This window comes from Paenibacillus sp. BC26, from assembly GCF_900116125.1.
Taxonomy (GTDB): Bacteria; Bacillota; Bacilli; order Paenibacillales; family Paenibacillaceae; genus Paenibacillus_Z; species Paenibacillus_Z lignilyticus.
Map to the genome: position 1 here is coordinate 557,924 of NZ_FPAD01000003.1, position 15,307 is coordinate 573,230.

The 15,307-nt window shown below is 51.7% G+C and carries 18 protein-coding genes; all 18 read left to right on the plus strand.

Translation table 11 applies throughout. The annotated features are described in order from the left end of the window. Nucleotides 1-148: 148 nt before the first annotated feature. Complete coding sequence (locus BM412_RS23430) at nt 149-1,315, plus strand: outer membrane lipoprotein-sorting protein (protein ID WP_091223808.1); 1,167 nt, start codon at nt 149-151, stop codon at nt 1,313-1,315. A gap of 170 nt (nt 1,316-1,485) precedes the next feature. Further along, the gene (alr, locus tag BM412_RS23435) at nt 1,486-2,661 is read left to right on the plus strand and encodes an alanine racemase (RefSeq protein WP_091223950.1); all 1,176 of its coding nucleotides are present in this window, start codon (nt 1,486-1,488) and stop codon (nt 2,659-2,661) included. Between the two features lie 236 nt (nt 2,662-2,897). Beyond that, a complete protein-coding gene (locus BM412_RS23440; protein ID WP_090644307.1) occupies nt 2,898-3,179 on the plus strand; it encodes a CopG family ribbon-helix-helix protein in 282 nt (93 codons plus the stop codon). 3 nt (nt 3,180-3,182) lie between these two features. Further along, nucleotides 3,183-3,533, plus strand: a complete 351-nt coding sequence (locus tag BM412_RS23445) for a type II toxin-antitoxin system PemK/MazF family toxin (RefSeq protein WP_090581240.1) — start codon at nt 3,183-3,185, stop codon at nt 3,531-3,533. A gap of 176 nt (nt 3,534-3,709) precedes the next feature. After that, complete coding sequence (locus tag BM412_RS23450; RefSeq protein ID WP_091223811.1) at nt 3,710-4,402, plus strand: hypothetical protein; 693 nt, start codon at nt 3,710-3,712, stop codon at nt 4,400-4,402. Nucleotides 4,403-4,416: 14 nt separating this feature from the next. Further along, nucleotides 4,417-5,094 (plus strand): hypothetical protein, encoded by a 678-nt coding sequence (locus BM412_RS23455; protein WP_091223813.1) that lies wholly within the window; start codon nt 4,417-4,419, stop codon nt 5,092-5,094. A 181-nt stretch (nt 5,095-5,275) separates the two neighbouring features. Beyond that, nucleotides 5,276-5,998, plus strand: a complete 723-nt coding sequence (locus BM412_RS23460; protein ID WP_091223952.1) for an SAF domain-containing protein — start codon at nt 5,276-5,278, stop codon at nt 5,996-5,998. After that, on the plus strand, nt 5,995-6,840 hold the full coding sequence (locus tag BM412_RS23465; RefSeq protein WP_091223815.1) for a CpaE/TadZ family protein: 846 nt from the start codon (nt 5,995-5,997) through the stop codon (nt 6,838-6,840). Before BM412_RS23460 ends, BM412_RS23465 begins: the two co-directional genes overlap by 4 nt. Continuing rightward, nucleotides 6,840-8,255, plus strand: coding sequence for an ATPase, T2SS/T4P/T4SS family (locus BM412_RS23470; protein ID WP_091223817.1), 1,416 nt, complete (start codon nt 6,840-6,842; stop codon nt 8,253-8,255). The genes BM412_RS23465 and BM412_RS23470 overlap by 1 nt, the downstream gene beginning before the upstream one ends. Next, complete coding sequence (locus BM412_RS23475) at nt 8,252-9,190, plus strand: type II secretion system F family protein (RefSeq protein ID WP_091223820.1); 939 nt, start codon at nt 8,252-8,254, stop codon at nt 9,188-9,190. Before BM412_RS23470 ends, BM412_RS23475 begins: the two co-directional genes overlap by 4 nt. An 18-nt stretch (nt 9,191-9,208) precedes the next feature. After that, on the plus strand, nt 9,209-10,099 hold the full coding sequence (locus BM412_RS23480) for a hypothetical protein (RefSeq protein WP_256256541.1): 891 nt from the start codon (nt 9,209-9,211) through the stop codon (nt 10,097-10,099). 29 nt (nt 10,100-10,128) lie between these two features. After that, complete coding sequence (locus BM412_RS32210; RefSeq protein ID WP_177246046.1) at nt 10,129-10,281, plus strand: hypothetical protein; 153 nt, start codon at nt 10,129-10,131, stop codon at nt 10,279-10,281. Between the two features lie 12 nt (nt 10,282-10,293). Then, nucleotides 10,294-10,440 (plus strand): hypothetical protein, encoded by a 147-nt coding sequence (locus BM412_RS32215; protein ID WP_177246048.1) that lies wholly within the window; start codon nt 10,294-10,296, stop codon nt 10,438-10,440. Next, entirely contained in the window at nt 10,437-10,862 is a 426-nt protein-coding gene (locus BM412_RS23485; RefSeq protein WP_091223824.1) for a hypothetical protein, read from the plus strand. The genes BM412_RS32215 and BM412_RS23485 overlap by 4 nt, the downstream gene beginning before the upstream one ends. 26 nt (nt 10,863-10,888) lie before the next feature. Beyond that, on the plus strand, nt 10,889-11,377 hold the full coding sequence (locus tag BM412_RS23490) for a hypothetical protein (protein ID WP_091223826.1): 489 nt from the start codon (nt 10,889-10,891) through the stop codon (nt 11,375-11,377). Nucleotides 11,378-11,542: 165 nt separating this feature from the next. After that, the gene (locus BM412_RS23495) at nt 11,543-12,514 is read left to right on the plus strand and encodes an ABC transporter permease (protein ID WP_091223828.1); all 972 of its coding nucleotides are present in this window, start codon (nt 11,543-11,545) and stop codon (nt 12,512-12,514) included. A gap of 15 nt (nt 12,515-12,529) precedes the next feature. Then, a complete protein-coding gene (locus BM412_RS23500; RefSeq protein ID WP_091223830.1) occupies nt 12,530-13,411 on the plus strand; it encodes a carbohydrate ABC transporter permease in 882 nt (293 codons plus the stop codon). A 91-nt stretch (nt 13,412-13,502) separates the two neighbouring features. Continuing rightward, nucleotides 13,503-15,209 carry a type 2 periplasmic-binding domain-containing protein gene (locus BM412_RS23505; protein ID WP_091223833.1) on the plus strand — a complete coding sequence of 569 codons (1,707 nt, stop codon included), beginning with the start codon at nt 13,503-13,505 and terminating at the stop codon, nt 15,207-15,209. Nucleotides 15,210-15,307 lie beyond the last annotated feature (98 nt).

Genomic DNA, 15,307 nt, shown 5'->3' on the forward strand with positions numbered 1-15,307 from the left:
TATATCGATATCGATCCCGCAAGCTTGTCATGCTAGTCTGCATAATTGTCCAAGTCCTCTCATAGACATAGTACAAGTCAAGCGTAAACGGCTTTCGTCAATGTGTAATTCCGGATACGTTTAAAATTTGTGATGAGGGGTGGATCTCATGCGTCGTCGATTCAGTTTAATCGCCGCTATTTTGCTTTGCCTTACGGCGGTGCTCGCAGGCTGCGGGACTAAGGACGCGGAATCGGTTGTCAAGGAATTGGACAAAACACTAACTAACTTGGGCAGCTACCATGGCAAAGGCACGATGACGCTGTTTACGGGCCAGCAGCCGCTGGAGTATCAGGTGGATGTTTCTTATCAGAAGCCGCAATACTATCGCATCGCTTTGACGAACGCGAAGAAGGACATCACGCAAATCGTGTTGCGCAACGATGAGGGCGTTTTTGTCTTGACGCCGCGCCTGAATAAAGTGTTCCGCTTCCAGAGCGATTGGCCGGCCAACCAAGGCCAAGTGTACCTGTATCAAACGCTGGTCCAAAGCATCCTGCTCGACAACTCGCGCCAATTCGCAGTGGACAACGATGCTTATGTATTTGATGTCATGGCTAATTATCAGAACGGATCGCTGGCAAGGCAGAAGATTTGGCTGAACAAATCCGACTATGCCCCAAGCAAAGTGGAAGTCAGCGATGCCAATGCAGCCGTGATGGTATCCGTCAAATTCGATTCCTTCGAATTCGGCTCCAAGCTCGAGAAGAGCGTGTTTGATACGCAGACGAATATGGGCGCGGCAGCCGACAAACCGACGACAGCCGAGCCGGATTCCGATCAAAGCAATACAAATGTAAATGCAGAGACCGATACGAATACAGATGCGAATACGAACAACACTGTCGATTCCGATGCAACCGCGAATCCGGACAATAACGGAACGAGCAGTGAAGAAACCGATGATGGCTCACAAGGTACTTTAGGACCGATCAATAAAGCTTTCACAGCTATGGAACCGTCCTATCTCCCTGATGGCGTATCGGAAAAAGACCAGCAGGATATCGTGTTCGGCGGCAACGCGGGTATCATCATTCGTTATGCAGGCAGCTTCGACTACACTTTAATTCAAACGCAGCCGAAGGATGTCGCGGTGTCCGCAATGAAAGGCGATCTGATCGATTTGGGCTTTACGTACGGCTCCATCAGCGGCGACGAACAACGTACACTGACATGGACGTACGACGGCACAGAATTCAGAATCACAACCGGCAACCTGCCACAAAATGAAATGATCAAAGTCGCGCAATCCGTACAAGGCGAGATGAGTAAATAGTGTGTACAAAAAACATTTTCCAGCACGAATCGGGCCTGTTCGACCCTCCAATTCATTGACATCAGGAAGCCAAAACGTTTAACATATAGGCTACGGGTTAATAAGATAAACGCCTGCCCTCACCAAGGCGGGCGTTTACTTTTTGGAAATGAAGGTGGAGCAAGTTGGATGTGAACGCTTATTATCGCCCCACTCGGGCAGAGATATCTTTAGATGCGCTTTCTCATAATTTGCAGTCCTTTCGCAAGGCAATGCCTGAAGGCATGCTGCTTATGGCATCGGTGAAAGCGAACGCTTACGGCCATGGTGCCGTCGAAACGGCTCGGGAAGCGGAACGCAGCGGCGTTGACTTTCTCGGTGTCGCTTTTCTGGATGAAGCTCTTCAGCTCCGGCAGGCCGGAATTAAGGCGAACATTCTGGTGCTTGGCTATGTACCGCCGCAAGGTTTAGCTGCCGCGCGGGATGCGGACATTGCAATTGCGCTTTTTAGTGATGAAATCTTGGAAGCTGCGGGAGCATTACCGGCTACCGGCAAGAAGCTTACCGTTCATATGAAAATCGATACCGGCATGGGCCGACTGGGCAAGCTGGCTGGGGACGAGGCGGTTGCCTTTATTTCGCGCGCCATGCAGGAGCCTAATATAGAGGTTGAAGGATTGTTTACGCATTATGCGAAAGCAGACGAAGCCGATAAAGGCTATACGGAGCTGCAGTATGAGCGTTTCTCGGCAGTAGTCGGCAAGCTAAAGGAAGCCGGCTTGCACATTCCGATCATTCACGCGGCCAACAGCGCCGCCGGCATTGACACGCCTCGGATGGGCGGCGGCATGCTTCGCCTCGGGATCAGCATGTACGGGTTGTACCCTTCGGCTGAGGTCAATCGGAAGCGCGTCGAACTTAAGCCTGTGATGACGCTCAAGACCGCTGTCGTCATGGCCAAAGAAGTGCCGGAAGGCTGGGGCATCAGCTACGGCACGCGCTATGTGACGAAGGGCAAGGAGCGGATCGGGACGCTGCCGGTTGGATATGCGGATGGCTTTAGCCGCATGCTGTCAGGTAAAGCGGAAGTGCTGCTGCGTGGTCAGCGAGCACCGGTACTGGGTACGATTTGTATGGACCAGTGCATGATAGCGCTGGATGGCGCTGATGCCTCCGAAGGTCCGGTTCAAGTCGGCGAAGAAGTCGTGCTCATGGGTGGGCAAGGCGACGAGGTGATCTCCGCGGAGGAAGTTGCCGATAAGCTCGGTACCCTCAATTATGAAGTCACATGCATGGTCGCAGCGCGTGTACCGCGAGTATATCTGCGAGGGCAGCAGGTTGTTGCCGTGTCGAATCCGCTGCTGTAAGCGGCATGCATGAGGCACGAATTACCATCTAAGGATTTTCAATGGATTTAAAGGATTTTATCGTCTTATCTCGAATAATGTTGTTAAGATGTTCTTTGTTGTCGGTCTTAAGCGTTTATCTTCGATGCAGCATACTTGATATACGGTCTGCATACATATGAAGGTGTATAATACGGACCAAACAATGACATACTGTTACTGTTTTTTGCTGGAAATGTTTTGGGGGTGCGAGTTCGGTGGCCAATTTGCAAAATACCAAAAGGATTATGATCAGTTTACCGGATCATTTGCTGGAGGAAGTCGACGGAATCGTCGCCAAAGAAAACTCGAACCGAAGCGAATTCATTCGTCAGGCTATGAAATTGTATTTAATCGAGCGGAAGAAACGACAGATTCGCGATTCGATGCAGCGAGGCTATCTGGAAATGGCAAAAATCAACCTAGTGATGGCGTCGGAAGCTTTTCAAGCGGAGGAAGATGCCGGCGATACGCTCGGCCGACTCGTAAGCGGGGTGTAAAGCTTGATCGTTAAACGCGGCGATGTGTTTTTTGCGGACTTGTCACCTGTTGTCGGTTCTGAACAGGGGGGCGTTCGTCCTGTTCTGGTTATTCAAAATGATATTGGCAATCGCTTCAGTCCAACCGTCATTGTAGCAGCCATTACAGCCCAGATCCAGAAGGCTAAGCTGCCGACGCATGTGGAGATTGATGCGGCATTGCATGGATTTGACCGTGATTCCGTTCTGCTTCTGGAACAAATCCGCACGATTGATAAGCAGCGTCTGACCGACAAAATCACTCACCTGGATGATGAGACGATGCGTAAGGTAGACGAGGCGCTTCAAATCAGTGTCGGTCTAATCGATTTTTGAACAAAAGAGCATTACACGACAGCAGGGCCAGATGGCTCTGTTTTTTTTTGTCTTTTTTGGAATCCGTAATATCCGCCTTCGGATGTAGCTCATGTTCCATCCTGCGCCGCTGTTTGCAAGCGTCGTTTCACTCCATAATGAAAGTAACATATGGAATGGATGGAGGGGTCATGAGAATGACGACAATGAATCGACCTGATTTTGCAATTGCGGGAGTGGGAACTACGGGCGGAGGAGACTTTCACCGCGTCGAGCTTGAAGGTGTCAGCAAAGTAGACGGAAGCTTGGATTGTTACTCCTTTAAGATGAACGGCCTAGCTAAGGTGAAAGGAAGCATTTGTGCTGTAGAGCGCTTCGAAGCGTCCGGCAAGTTGACCGTGGATGGTTCGGTGAAGGCGGCAATGGCTAAAATCGAGGGTCAGGCTACGGTGCGCGGCAATTTGGATTGTGAAGTCCTTAAAGCGAATGGTTTTATCAAAATCGTCGGCGATTGCAGGACGCATGGATGCGATGTAAGAGGTGCGATGACCGTGGATGGGGTGCTGGATGCGGACCGTCTGAATATTTACATGGAAGGCCCGGTACGAGTGGAAGTGATTCGGGCCAAGCAAATCAGCGTGAATATTACGAGAAGCGGGACAATTAAACGTCTGATGCAATCGATATTACCGGCACCATGGCAAACTCAACTGCGTGCAGATCGCATTGAGGGCGACGATGTCTATTTGGTTGATACGACGGCAGCGCTTGTTCGCGGCCGACAAGTTAAGATCGGTGCCGGCTGTGTTATTGACCGAGTCGAGTTCGAGTCGGAGCTCATAGTACATCCGGATGCGGTTGTTCGCTCGCGAGAGCGGATTTTCGGCTAGGAGGCGAGGTGTAGATGCAGATGATGACGGGTACAAGAAGAAAAGTGCGGATTACGGGAACAGGCTCGACCTCCGGCGGTTACTACGAGAGCATCCGTGTGTTAGGTGAAGGGCAAGTGCTCGGTTCTATAGAAAGTGAATCCCTCCATAGCATGGGGAACTTGTCCGTATCAGGCGATTTGAAGGTCGGGCTTTATCGCCAGGTTGGGGAAACGAACGTCCGCGGCGATATTTATGGCGCTCAGATGCATGTGCTTGGCGAGTTGGACGCGGCAGGAAGCATTCGCAGCAAGTCGATGAAAGTCCGGGGACAGCTGGCTGTTCGCGGAGAATGCGAAGCTGAATATTTTGATGTTCGGGGCGGATTCCAGATCCATGGTTTAGTAAGTGCGAACGTAGTCGAGATTCGTCCATGGGGACCTTGCCATGCCAAAGAAATTGGCGGCGGGCGGATCAATGTTCGGCGGAGCAAGTGGGGCGGAATGAAGCAGTGGTTCTCAAAGCCGCGTTCGATGGAACTGAACAGCGAGCTGATCGAAGGCGAGAATATTTATTTGGAGCATACGACTGCCGATGTTGTCAGAGGAACGAACGTGACTATCGGACCGGGATGCAGGATCGGGTTAATCGAGTATCGCAAGTCGCTGAAGGTAAGCAAGGGATCGGTTGTGAATGAAGAAATAAAAAGATAACATTTTTTGAGAAAATGACAATTTATGCTAGACAGTGAATATTGGGTCTGTTATTATGAGTTCAATATTATAGTAGCAGAAATTTAGCGACCGCTGTGCGAAGAACGCAAGCTTGGGCTCCATGCCCCTGCTTGCGTTCTTTTTTTATTTATCGCTATTTAAGCTGCGGAAAGGAATCGCCATGAATCGAAAGCGTCATCTATGGGTTACCGCATCGGCCGCCGTTCTATCCGGCTTGCTTGTCTACGGGGTGTATGTACTGCAGCTGCGTCAGGTGAAATTTCAAGAGACGGTGAATGTTGTCGTTCCGGTACGGTTTATAGATGCAGGCGAACGGCTGACAACGGATATGCTGGGCGTGAAGCAGATTGCGAAAGCTTCCTATGTTCCGGAAATGTTTCTGCATGCGGAAGAGATGGACGGCATGGAGGTGATTGTGCCTCTGGGGGCAAACGAGCCTTTGCTTAGCTGGAAGGTGGACAAGTTCCGGTTGCTGCCAAGCCGAGAGCAAGCCACTTTTCAAATCCCGCGCGATTATGTCCTCTCCGTCTCGAATGGAATTCGCGCCGGGGACAAAGTGATGCTTTATTTATCGGGAGAGGCTGTAGCTTCTGCCAGGTTATTTGCCGAATCGGTAACGGTTGCTTCGGTGAAAACATCGGGTAATCTCGAAATTGACGATACTAGCAATTCTAACTTGATGTCGCTGGCCAACTCGGATAAGGAAGGCATGTATGCCGCCAGACGAGATGCGAACGGCATGATCGATTCCGTCAATTTGAATTTGACGGAGGCACAGTGGCTGAAGCTCGATTCGATCTGTAAAGGCGGCAATAGCAAAGTGGTTATTGCTTACTCGTCCGAATCGCTTGATATCGCGGAAGCCAAAGGCGGTGCGAGATGAGTTATTTTGCCGGTCCGATCATCACCTTTCTCGGTACGACACCCAATATCGGTACTACTGCCGCGGCTTTCGCTTCGGCCTGCCGAATTGCAGAGGAGAGCGGGCGGTCAGTTGGGTATCTGTGTCTGAACCTCAAGAGTGCCAAGGTACATCGTTTTCTTGGCGTTGATAAGCCCGGCGCAACACTGGATTCGTTACGACCGGAGCTGCTTACGGGATCTTTGCAGCCGGATAAACTCCTTCGTTCCATGCACCGCTGCCGAGGCGTGCCTGATCTGCACGTGCTGTTCGGCAACATTATGCGAGATCAAGCTGAGTTTTTCACCATTGAAGAGATGGAGCATTTGCTCACTGTCGCAGAACAGACCTTCAGCATCGTGATCGCGGATGTCGGTGCGTATTGGGATAATGCTGCAACTCTCTGTGCGCTCCGTAAGGCACATAAACGGATTATCGTAACGACAAGCGCATTGTCTCACTTTCAAGAGGATGGACAGCGCTGGATGAAGCAGCTTTCCGCTATGTATGGGATTGCCGCTCATGATTATGAAGCGATTATTATACACCAGCCTTGGGGCAAGGGAGGATTTCACGTGAAGGAAATTTGCAAAGAGCTCGGAGTGACGTTTTTGGGGGAACTGGCCTTGTCGGAACCGCTGCTATCCCAGCTTGATAGCGGAACACTCGATGAGTGGCTGCTTAATGACGAGAGAGGGAAGGCGGTCATGAAGGAGCCTTCGAGGAAGCTTATTGAGCAATATGGCTTGAAGCGGCAAATGAGGATGACGGTGCAGCCTTGGTATAAGAAGCTGCTAACCCATCGCGGCGGAGTAAGCTCCTAATGAGAGGCGACGGGCGCTTCTCGCCATCGGCTTTCTCGGCGAAGCTGCTGGCGGTTGAATCGGTGGCTGATACTGCTGCTTCGGTAACTGAGCATGATGCGCAGCGGGACTTCAATCGGTTATCGGAAGATGTGCGCGCCTACTTGGCGCTGCCGCGCGGTGAGACAGAGGAAGAGCGGCGTGAATACAACGAGAGCTTGAATCGAGCGGTGCTTGGCTATACGTACGATCGGGAGCGGATTCTCGCGGTTATTGCGGATCGTCTGCTGCGGCAACGGATTCATGAGCTGCCCGGTTATCAGCATCCGTATTCGACGCTTGCAGAGGCATTGTTCGCCGAAGTGATCGGGATGAGCGTGCTGGAGCTGGTGCTGCTGAAACGTGAAGGACTCGAGGAAATACAGGTTGTTGGCACGAGAATATTCGAAGTGCGTGACGGGCGGAGCGTGCCGTCTCAGTATGCTTTTGAATCGCTTCGCGAGGTGGAGCGGATTCAGCAGAATCTGGTGCTCTACAATAATGATCGCATCAATCCGCGCAAGCGATGGGCAGAAGTGATGCTGCGAGACGGTACCCGCGTCACGATGACCGGCCATGGGTTCACGGCTCAGCCTACGCTGACATTGCGATTCTATACCGTTAGACGGTTTCAATTGGAACAGCTTGGGCGAGCGGAATTAGGAACGATTAATGAGCGGCTTCGGCGGATGCTGCTGGCCATTCTGGAAGCCAGATTCAACGTTGTTGTCGTTGGCCCGACCAACTCGGGCAAGACGAATCTCATCAAGGCGCTGATCGGTGAACTGCCGGACGAGGAGCGCATCGTAACGATAGAGGGCAGGCATGAGCTGATGCTGATGAGGGATTTCCCGACGAAGAATGTGATCGAATATGAAGCAGATGAGGAAGATGCGATGCACCGGTCTTCGCAGGCGTTCAAGCTGGCGCTGCGGCAGTCGCCGCAGCGGATTATCCATGCTGAGATTCGAGATGAGGATGCCAACATCTATGTGCGTGCGTGTACGAGAGGACATGCAGGCAGCATGACGACGCTTCATGCCAATATGCTGGAGGATGTGCCCGAAGCGATTGCAGATATGTGCATGCTTGATGGCCGTGGGATGGACCCGGAGCGGCTGACGAAACGGATCGCCGAATATGTGACTCAGATCGGAATTGAGATGCGTATTGCCGCAGGACGCCGCCGCCTTGTGCGATTGGCGGAGATGGGGTGGGCCGGCGGTGAAGTGTTTGTCAGAGATTGGGCCGTATTCGATGAGGAGCTGGCTGATTGGCGGTATCCACAGGCACCATCCGCAGCGGCGCAGGCAAGATTGATGGCGGCGTCTGCGGAGCACTGGAGCTCTGTATGGCGCCCGGAACCGGAGCGCAAGCTGGGAGCTGAGCCGAAATGATCGTCAAGCTGGGGCTTCTTGCATTCATCATTGCACTCTTCGGTACGGTATATGTTGTAGTTCGAGGAATGATGGGAATATGGCTGCATCGGCAGCAAGTCATCAGTCGGCTGCATTATCGGCGCAATCGCGGTGTTCATGAACGTTTTACGCGTTTTCTGCAGCGCTTCGATCGTTCGTATCGCCATCTGTCTGAGCTGCTTGAATCCCTGCAGCTGAACTGGCATCCGGTCTCATTTGCCGTAACAAGCTTGCTTCTTCTGCTGATTGGCATATCGTTCGGAACCCTGTTTTTTCAAAGCGCAAAAGGAGTATTCCTGCTGGGCGGTGTGATGGTCACCGCACCATATATGCTGCTTCGGACGATGCTGGTGCACCGCCAAATGAAGACGCGAATCGATTTCCTGCCGGCAGTGGAGCTGTTCTATCAGTGCTGCCTCGTCAGCGGGGGGAGGCAGATTAAAGCGGCACTTCAGCGAACCGTAGAAGAGAAACGGCTGCTCGGGCCCATGCAGGCCGTGTTCGAGCAGCTGTACCGAAATGTATCCGTTCGCGGCGATGATGAAGCTAGTTTGCGAATTTTTGCGGCGTCGCTGGGACATGTGTGGGCGGATTATTTTGTGAATATCGTTCGGGCCGGTTTGGCGGAAGGGCATCCAATCGCTGCGAACTTAAAGGATCTGATTACGGATATGCGAAAGGCGCGTAGAGCTAATCAGCAAGAGCGCAATAAGCTGCTCGAAATCCGTATCGCGAATTTCTCACCGATCTTATTTCTGCTTCTCTTTATTGGGATTAACTTTCATTACAATCCCGAGAATGCTTACCAGTATTATATTGTCGACCCGGCCGGGCGGGATTTATTGCTAAATGCAGGGATGATGATATTTGGCTCATTCGTCATGGGATTATGGTTATCCCGCAAGAAAATGTAAAGGAGGTCCATGCCGACTATGAGCGACTCGATTGCGAAACTGGTCATGTGGGCAGCGCTAGCCGGCCAATATGCAGCATTATTCATGCTCTTTGCCTCATTAATGAAGCTGCTGACGTTTAAGAAGCCGCGTTATGTGCATGTCTTCATGAAGCATTGGCGGAAGAAGACGGTCAGCGATCAGTGGCTTACATTTGCGAGGATCAGCCGTGAAAGCAGCTCATTCAAGGAACGGGAACGATTACTCGCCGGATGCGGATATACAGGAGATGCGGCGTTGTATGTGCTGCTGCGCAGACTCTTCTTCCTGCTTATCCCGATCTGGTCGGCAGCAGCGTACGGTTTCACTTATGTGGAATGGAATGCTTTGCCGCGTGTGAGCGCGCCGCTGCTGCTGTCGTTCGTGATCCTGTTTTTGCTCTGGGATCTTCCTTGGCTGGAAGCGATTCGGAAGACGAGAGCAGAGCGGATGACGAAGGAGATTTATATCGTCAGCAATCAACTGCTCTATCTGGCAGGTTCATCGCTGCATATTCATACGAAGCTGATGCGATGCTTGCCTTACACGCGGACGATACGAAGCGAGCTGCAGATGCTGCTTGGCGAGTGGTATCACGACGCGGAAGGGGCATTAAGGCGGCTTAAGCTGCGGCTTGGAACCGAGGAGGGGCTGAGCTTCGTTGAGACGATCGATTCCTTGCGGCTCCATGAGAGCGAACAGTATTACGAGCTGCTGCGAGAACGAATCCAGGATTACAAGGAGAAGCTGGAATTGGCTAAGGACAGTCGCAAGGAATCGACATCCTACTTGTTGTTTGCCATTGCGGGGCTTCCGATCATGTATACCTTTCAGATTTTTATATACCCCTGGGTTCGAGAAGGCCAGAAGCTGTTTAGCTCTCTAAATTAACAGGTGGAGGATATGAAGGAGGTGAGGGCATGCGGAATATTTTGATAACGGTGATGATGCTTGTTGTCGTTGTCCTGTTGTTTAATGCGATTGTCGCCAAGGATACGACAGGAACGAAGGATCAAATCGAAACACAAGGAAATGCTGCGAATACGAAAATAAACACCATTACGATTCCATAAGGAGGCAGTAGCATGCGCTCGCTATTGATGACGCTGCTGCTTATCATCGTTACGGTCATTCTATACAAGGGTGTAACCGGGGGCGAGCAGGGGACGAACGCTCAACTGGAGCAATCCGGCCGGCATATGAGCGATGGGATTCGGAGGATGAGCCCTTGAAGAGTTTGCTTGTATTTATCCTCCTGTCTGCCATGATGTGCTGGTTTATGTTTTCTCCGATTTATAAGCATGTTCTGATTGTCCGGCAGGCCGTTCTTCAGCAGGAAGTCGATTACTTGCTGGAGATTGGCGCTAACGGCGACCATGGTTATATTGATGCCGCAATGCTGCAGGAATCGAGGCTTCGATTAGCCAAGTACGGGCTACTCCCGAGCTCGGTTGAGTTCGTAGTCAGTTCGGGGAGCGGCGGCTCAGCAACCGATGCCAATCAGCCGCTGCTTCGCGGAACTTCCTTGTCGCTGACGGCGAGCTACCCGATAGAAGGCTTGCTCGCCATTGACCGGTTAATTGGGCTGGCACCGCCACCGGCGAATACCAGGCTGCGAGCCTCCGGGATGAAGATGAGCGAATATGTCCCGTAACCATCTCGGGGAGAGGAACCTACCAAATGTATAAGCTGGTGCTTGTCATGCTGATGATGGTCGTATGGATGCTGCTGCACGCGCTTCAAACCGATGAGGAGCTGGCGATAACGGCGCTGTTTCAGGGGAAACATGCGGTGAATCGCGCTGCGCATGCAGCGGCCCAGCAGGTGGATGAAGCCGCATTGGCAGAAGGCCGACTGCACATTGATGAGCTTGCGGCGAGCAGGGCGGCCGGGCTTTACTTGCAGCGCAATCTGCAGCTGGATGAGAGCGGGCAGCCCTTGCCCGGCTCGTATTTACAGGAACGAGTGGAGGTCATGGATTTCCAGGTAGTCAACGGGGACTCGGCGGCTTTTCCCTATACCTATCGCAATGCTGCTTATGATTACGAAGTAACTCTGAATCGACCCGGCGTCATTCTGATCGCCAAGATCGTGTATCCCCGAGTATTTACTGTAATAGAGCAAATTGAATGGACGATTAAAGGAGCAGCGGAGCTGACGTCAGGTTGACGGGACCGCTGCTTTTTTTTGTAATATGAGTAAAACCTCGCAGTGAAAACTCAGTGTATTTGTGCACCTTTTCAGTTTCACAGTGTACCTTTCTGATGAAAGCGTTTGCTATACTGTGTTTATCAAACCGGCAGCGCTTCGGAAAGGGAGAAGGAGGAAGCAATAGTGGCAAAATCAAGCCTGAAGTCGATCGCAGCGCTGCATCCCGGCAGAGCTGCGGCGCCGTCGAAACGCAGCCTATGGCAGCGGATCGTGGATCATCGTGTGCTGTATCTGATGTTTCTGCCCGTTATCGCGTATTACGTTATTTTCCGGTATTGGCCGATCGTGCTGGCATGGATCGTTGCCTTTAAGGATTTGCAGCTGGGTACCGGGGTGTTCAACAGCGAGTGGGTGGGCTTCGGTAATTTTCGGATCATGTTCGAGGACCCCGAAATCGTCAACGTGCTGCGCAATACGGTCGAGATCAGCCTTCTTCGTATTGTAGTCGGCTTCTTCCCGCCTATTATTCTGGCAATTATGTTCCATGATCTGGCGTCGAGCAGATTGAAGAAATGGCTGCAAAGCGCCGTATATATTCCGCATTTCTTCTCGTGGGTCATCGTTTACGGCATTGTGTTTGCGTTCTTCTCCACAGGGTCCGGTTTCGTCAACAACGTGCTGGCGTGGCTGGGTTACAATCGCTTCGAGTTTTTCCTATCGGAAACGTGGTTTCGGCCGCTGTTACTCGGTTCCGCACTGTGGAAGGAAATCGGCTGGAGCACGATCATTTATTTGGCGGCACTGACGACCGTCGATCCGCAGCTGTATGAAGCCGCCACAATCGATGGCGCAGGACCGATGAAGAGAATTACGGCGATTACACTGCCAAGCATTTTACCCGTCATCACCTTTGTGCTGTGTATCAGTCTCGGAAATATCCTGTTCGCCGGCGGTGAGCAGATTCTGCTCTTCTATAATAAGGCCGTGCTGGATTCCGCGGACGTCATTGAGACTTGGGTGTATCGTGAAGGACTTAATCGGCTTCAATTCAGTATCGGTACGGCAGTCGGCGTCTTCCAGTCCATTATCGGAATGGTCTTCATTATATCCAGCAACTTCATCGCCAAAAAATACACCGGTCGTGGTATCTGGTAGAATGGAGGACCACCTGTGATCTATAAATCGCGAAGCGATAAGATTTACCAGACGATTATACATATCATCGTTATTCTCGTGGCAATCACCGCCATCTTCCCGCTGATCTACGTCCTTGGGATGTCGTTTACGACCAAAGCGGAGATGATTCAACGCAATTATTTCGTCATTATTCCTAAGGAGCCGACGCTTGAAGCGTACAAAAGGATCATGGCTTCCTCCGTTGTGTGGCATTCGTTCATGATATCCGTGTTCCGCAGTACGGTCGGACCGCTGCTTTCATTGGCGCTGACGACGATCGGGGCATACGTCTTGGCACAGCGGACGCTGCCGGGCAGAAAGCTGTTTCTGTTCTTTATTTTGGCAACAATCCTGCTGAATGGCGGCATGATTCCTACTTATCTCGTTATTAAGCAGCTGGGACTCATCAACTCCCTATGGTCGATGGTGCTGCCGCTCCTGGTAGATAGTTTCGGTCTGCTCGTCATCAAGATCTTCATCGAGAATCTGCCGGATGGCCTCATCGAATCCGCCAAAATGGATGGAGCCGGAGAATGGAGCACCTTGACGCGTATCGTGCTTCCGCTGGCCGCGCCGGCGCTTGCTGCCATCGGGTTATTTAACCTCGTAGCGCATTGGAATAGCTGGTTTGACGCATTGCTCTATTTGAATGACAAGTCTCTCTATCCGCTGCAGATGGTGCTCAAGAACATGCTGACCGTCGATTCCATCAGCGGTGACAATATGAATGGCATGTTGAAATCTACGCAAGCGGTGAGTACGGAAACGATCAAGATGGCCACCGTCGTCATCGGCCTCGTCCCGATTCTATGCGTCTACCCGTTCCTGCAAAAGCATTTTGTCAAAGGCATGTACATGGGTGCTGTCAAAGGGTAACGATCAAGCAACGTGTAACAGTGGTGTCGAGAAGCCATCCGGAGGTGCTTCTTCACATATATCATTGGTTTCAGAGAGGGGATCAAGAGCCATGAGAAAGAAAATGACCTATACCGTATTGGCCGTTCTATTGGCTTCCGTTACGATGCTGAACGCCTGCTCCGACAACTCGACGAATAACGGCGCCGCCAATAATGCGACGAATAACGGAGGGGGCAATAACGAAGCGACGAATACCGGCAACGGAAATGCTGACAGCGGCAAGGCTGAGCCGCCGCTCCAAGAGCTTAATTTTCCGGATGCGTTCCCGCCGGTTCCCAGAGCAGTGGATCAATCCAGCTATGCCTATGATGATATGAGTAAATCCTACGACCTGGATATTATGGTATCCGGCTCCTTCAACCAGTCGGTGCCTGAAGATAAGGTGAAGGAATTCTTGGAGAAACAATTCAACGTGAAGCTGAAGTTCACGAGCATGAATGCGGATGATCTGAAGAACTCCGTCAGCGTGCGCTTTGCTTCCGGGGACGAACCGGACATGGTCATGATGCCGGTTAAGGATGTCGCCTTATCGCTTTATAATGCAGGTCAACTGCTGGATGGCAAAGAAGTGCTGCCATACATGCCGCAGGCTATGCAATATGTCACGAAGGAATACAAGAACTGGGCTACCACGAAGGATGATCAATTGATCGGGGTGCCGCGTTACAGCGTGTTCCCGGACAACTGGGCTTATTTTATCCGCCAGGACTGGTTGAAGGAATTCGGCATGAGCATGCCGACGAATGAAGACGAGCTGTTCGCTTACGCGAAAGCAGTCGTCGAGAAAGATCCTAACAAGAACGGCAAAGCCGATACTTGGTTAATGGGCGCTGCGGGTGCCGGCAACGGTTGGTCCATGATGGATGCGCTGAAGACGATGTACGGCCATCCGAGCTGGAATGAACAGGACGGCAAGATCAATCATCCGATGCTGGATGGTACGACCAAACAGTTCCTGCAGTTTGTGAAGAAGCTATACGATAACAAGCTGCTCGCACCGGATTGGTATACGATCGGTTGGGAGCCGTTCAAAGCCTACAGCTTGAACGATCAGATCGGCCTCGTCTGGTACCCGGGCTGGAATATCGTGCAGGAGCAGTACGATGCGAAGAAGAAGGATGCAGTGGCAGCTACGCTGTGGGAACCGCTTAATCCGCTTAAATCGAGCGACGGTAAAGGCGGCATGTACGGACCGGGCGGCAATCCGGGCGGATTGTTCATTTTCTCCAAGAAGCTGCAGGATGACCAAGGCAAAATGATGCGTCTTGCCCATATGCTCGATACGATGATTTATCCGAATCAGAATTACTGGGCCGTTTCGCAAGGCGGCGGACCGGAAATCTTCCCGGATGACTCTATGGTTAAGCTGAATGATGACGGTACGAACGTCTTCTTCATCAAGGATTCGCACATCTCGAAGGTGAAACCGGAATACCAATCGCTGGCAGACTGGCAGTTCTTCGGTTACACACTGATCTGGCAAGTCTACGACGATGAGCCGGTCGGCGTCACCGGAAGCAAATGGAATCAACAGGTCATCGCGATGCCGCGCTATAAGAACTTTGATATGAACCTGACGCTCGACGGCCCGACCAGCCAGAAGCTGACGGACTTCCAGAACAAGAATGAAATTTCCTTCGTGCTTGGCAAACGTTCCTTTGACGATTGGGACGCTTATGTGGAAGAATGGAAGAAAGCAGGCGGTCAGAAGCTCATCGACGATGCTGCGTCGCAGCTGGGCGTTGAGAAACAATAAGACAGTAAATGAAGTCGGTATACTCATGAATGTGCATCCGTGCATTCGTGAGTATACTTGTCTATTTACGGGATAACGCCGCCTAGGAAGGGTGCATC

Bases quoted from the DNA above. Each gene is read 5' to 3' on its own strand.
- BM412_RS23460 (WP_091223952.1), top strand. From the start codon at position 5,276: ATGAATCGAAAGCGTCATCTATGGGTTACCGCATCGGCCGCCGTTCTA.
- BM412_RS23430 (WP_091223808.1), top strand. From the start codon at position 149: ATGCGTCGTCGATTCAGTTTAATCGCCGCTATTTTGCTTTGCCTTACG.
- BM412_RS23455 (WP_091223813.1), top strand. From the start codon at position 4,417: ATGCAGATGATGACGGGTACAAGAAGAAAAGTGCGGATTACGGGAACA.
- BM412_RS32210 (WP_177246046.1), top strand. From the start codon at position 10,129: ATGCGGAATATTTTGATAACGGTGATGATGCTTGTTGTCGTTGTCCTG.
- BM412_RS23480 (WP_256256541.1), top strand. From the start codon at position 9,209: ATGAGCGACTCGATTGCGAAACTGGTCATGTGGGCAGCGCTAGCCGGC.
- BM412_RS23450 (WP_091223811.1), top strand. From the start codon at position 3,710: ATGACGACAATGAATCGACCTGATTTTGCAATTGCGGGAGTGGGAACT.
- BM412_RS23470 (WP_091223817.1), top strand. From the start codon at position 6,840: ATGAGAGGCGACGGGCGCTTCTCGCCATCGGCTTTCTCGGCGAAGCTG.
- BM412_RS23475 (WP_091223820.1), top strand. From the start codon at position 8,252: ATGATCGTCAAGCTGGGGCTTCTTGCATTCATCATTGCACTCTTCGGT.
- BM412_RS32215 (WP_177246048.1), top strand. From the start codon at position 10,294: ATGCGCTCGCTATTGATGACGCTGCTGCTTATCATCGTTACGGTCATT.
- BM412_RS23490 (WP_091223826.1), top strand. From the start codon at position 10,889: ATGTATAAGCTGGTGCTTGTCATGCTGATGATGGTCGTATGGATGCTG.
- BM412_RS23505 (WP_091223833.1), top strand. From the start codon at position 13,503: ATGAGAAAGAAAATGACCTATACCGTATTGGCCGTTCTATTGGCTTCC.
- BM412_RS23465 (WP_091223815.1), top strand. From the start codon at position 5,995: ATGAGTTATTTTGCCGGTCCGATCATCACCTTTCTCGGTACGACACCC.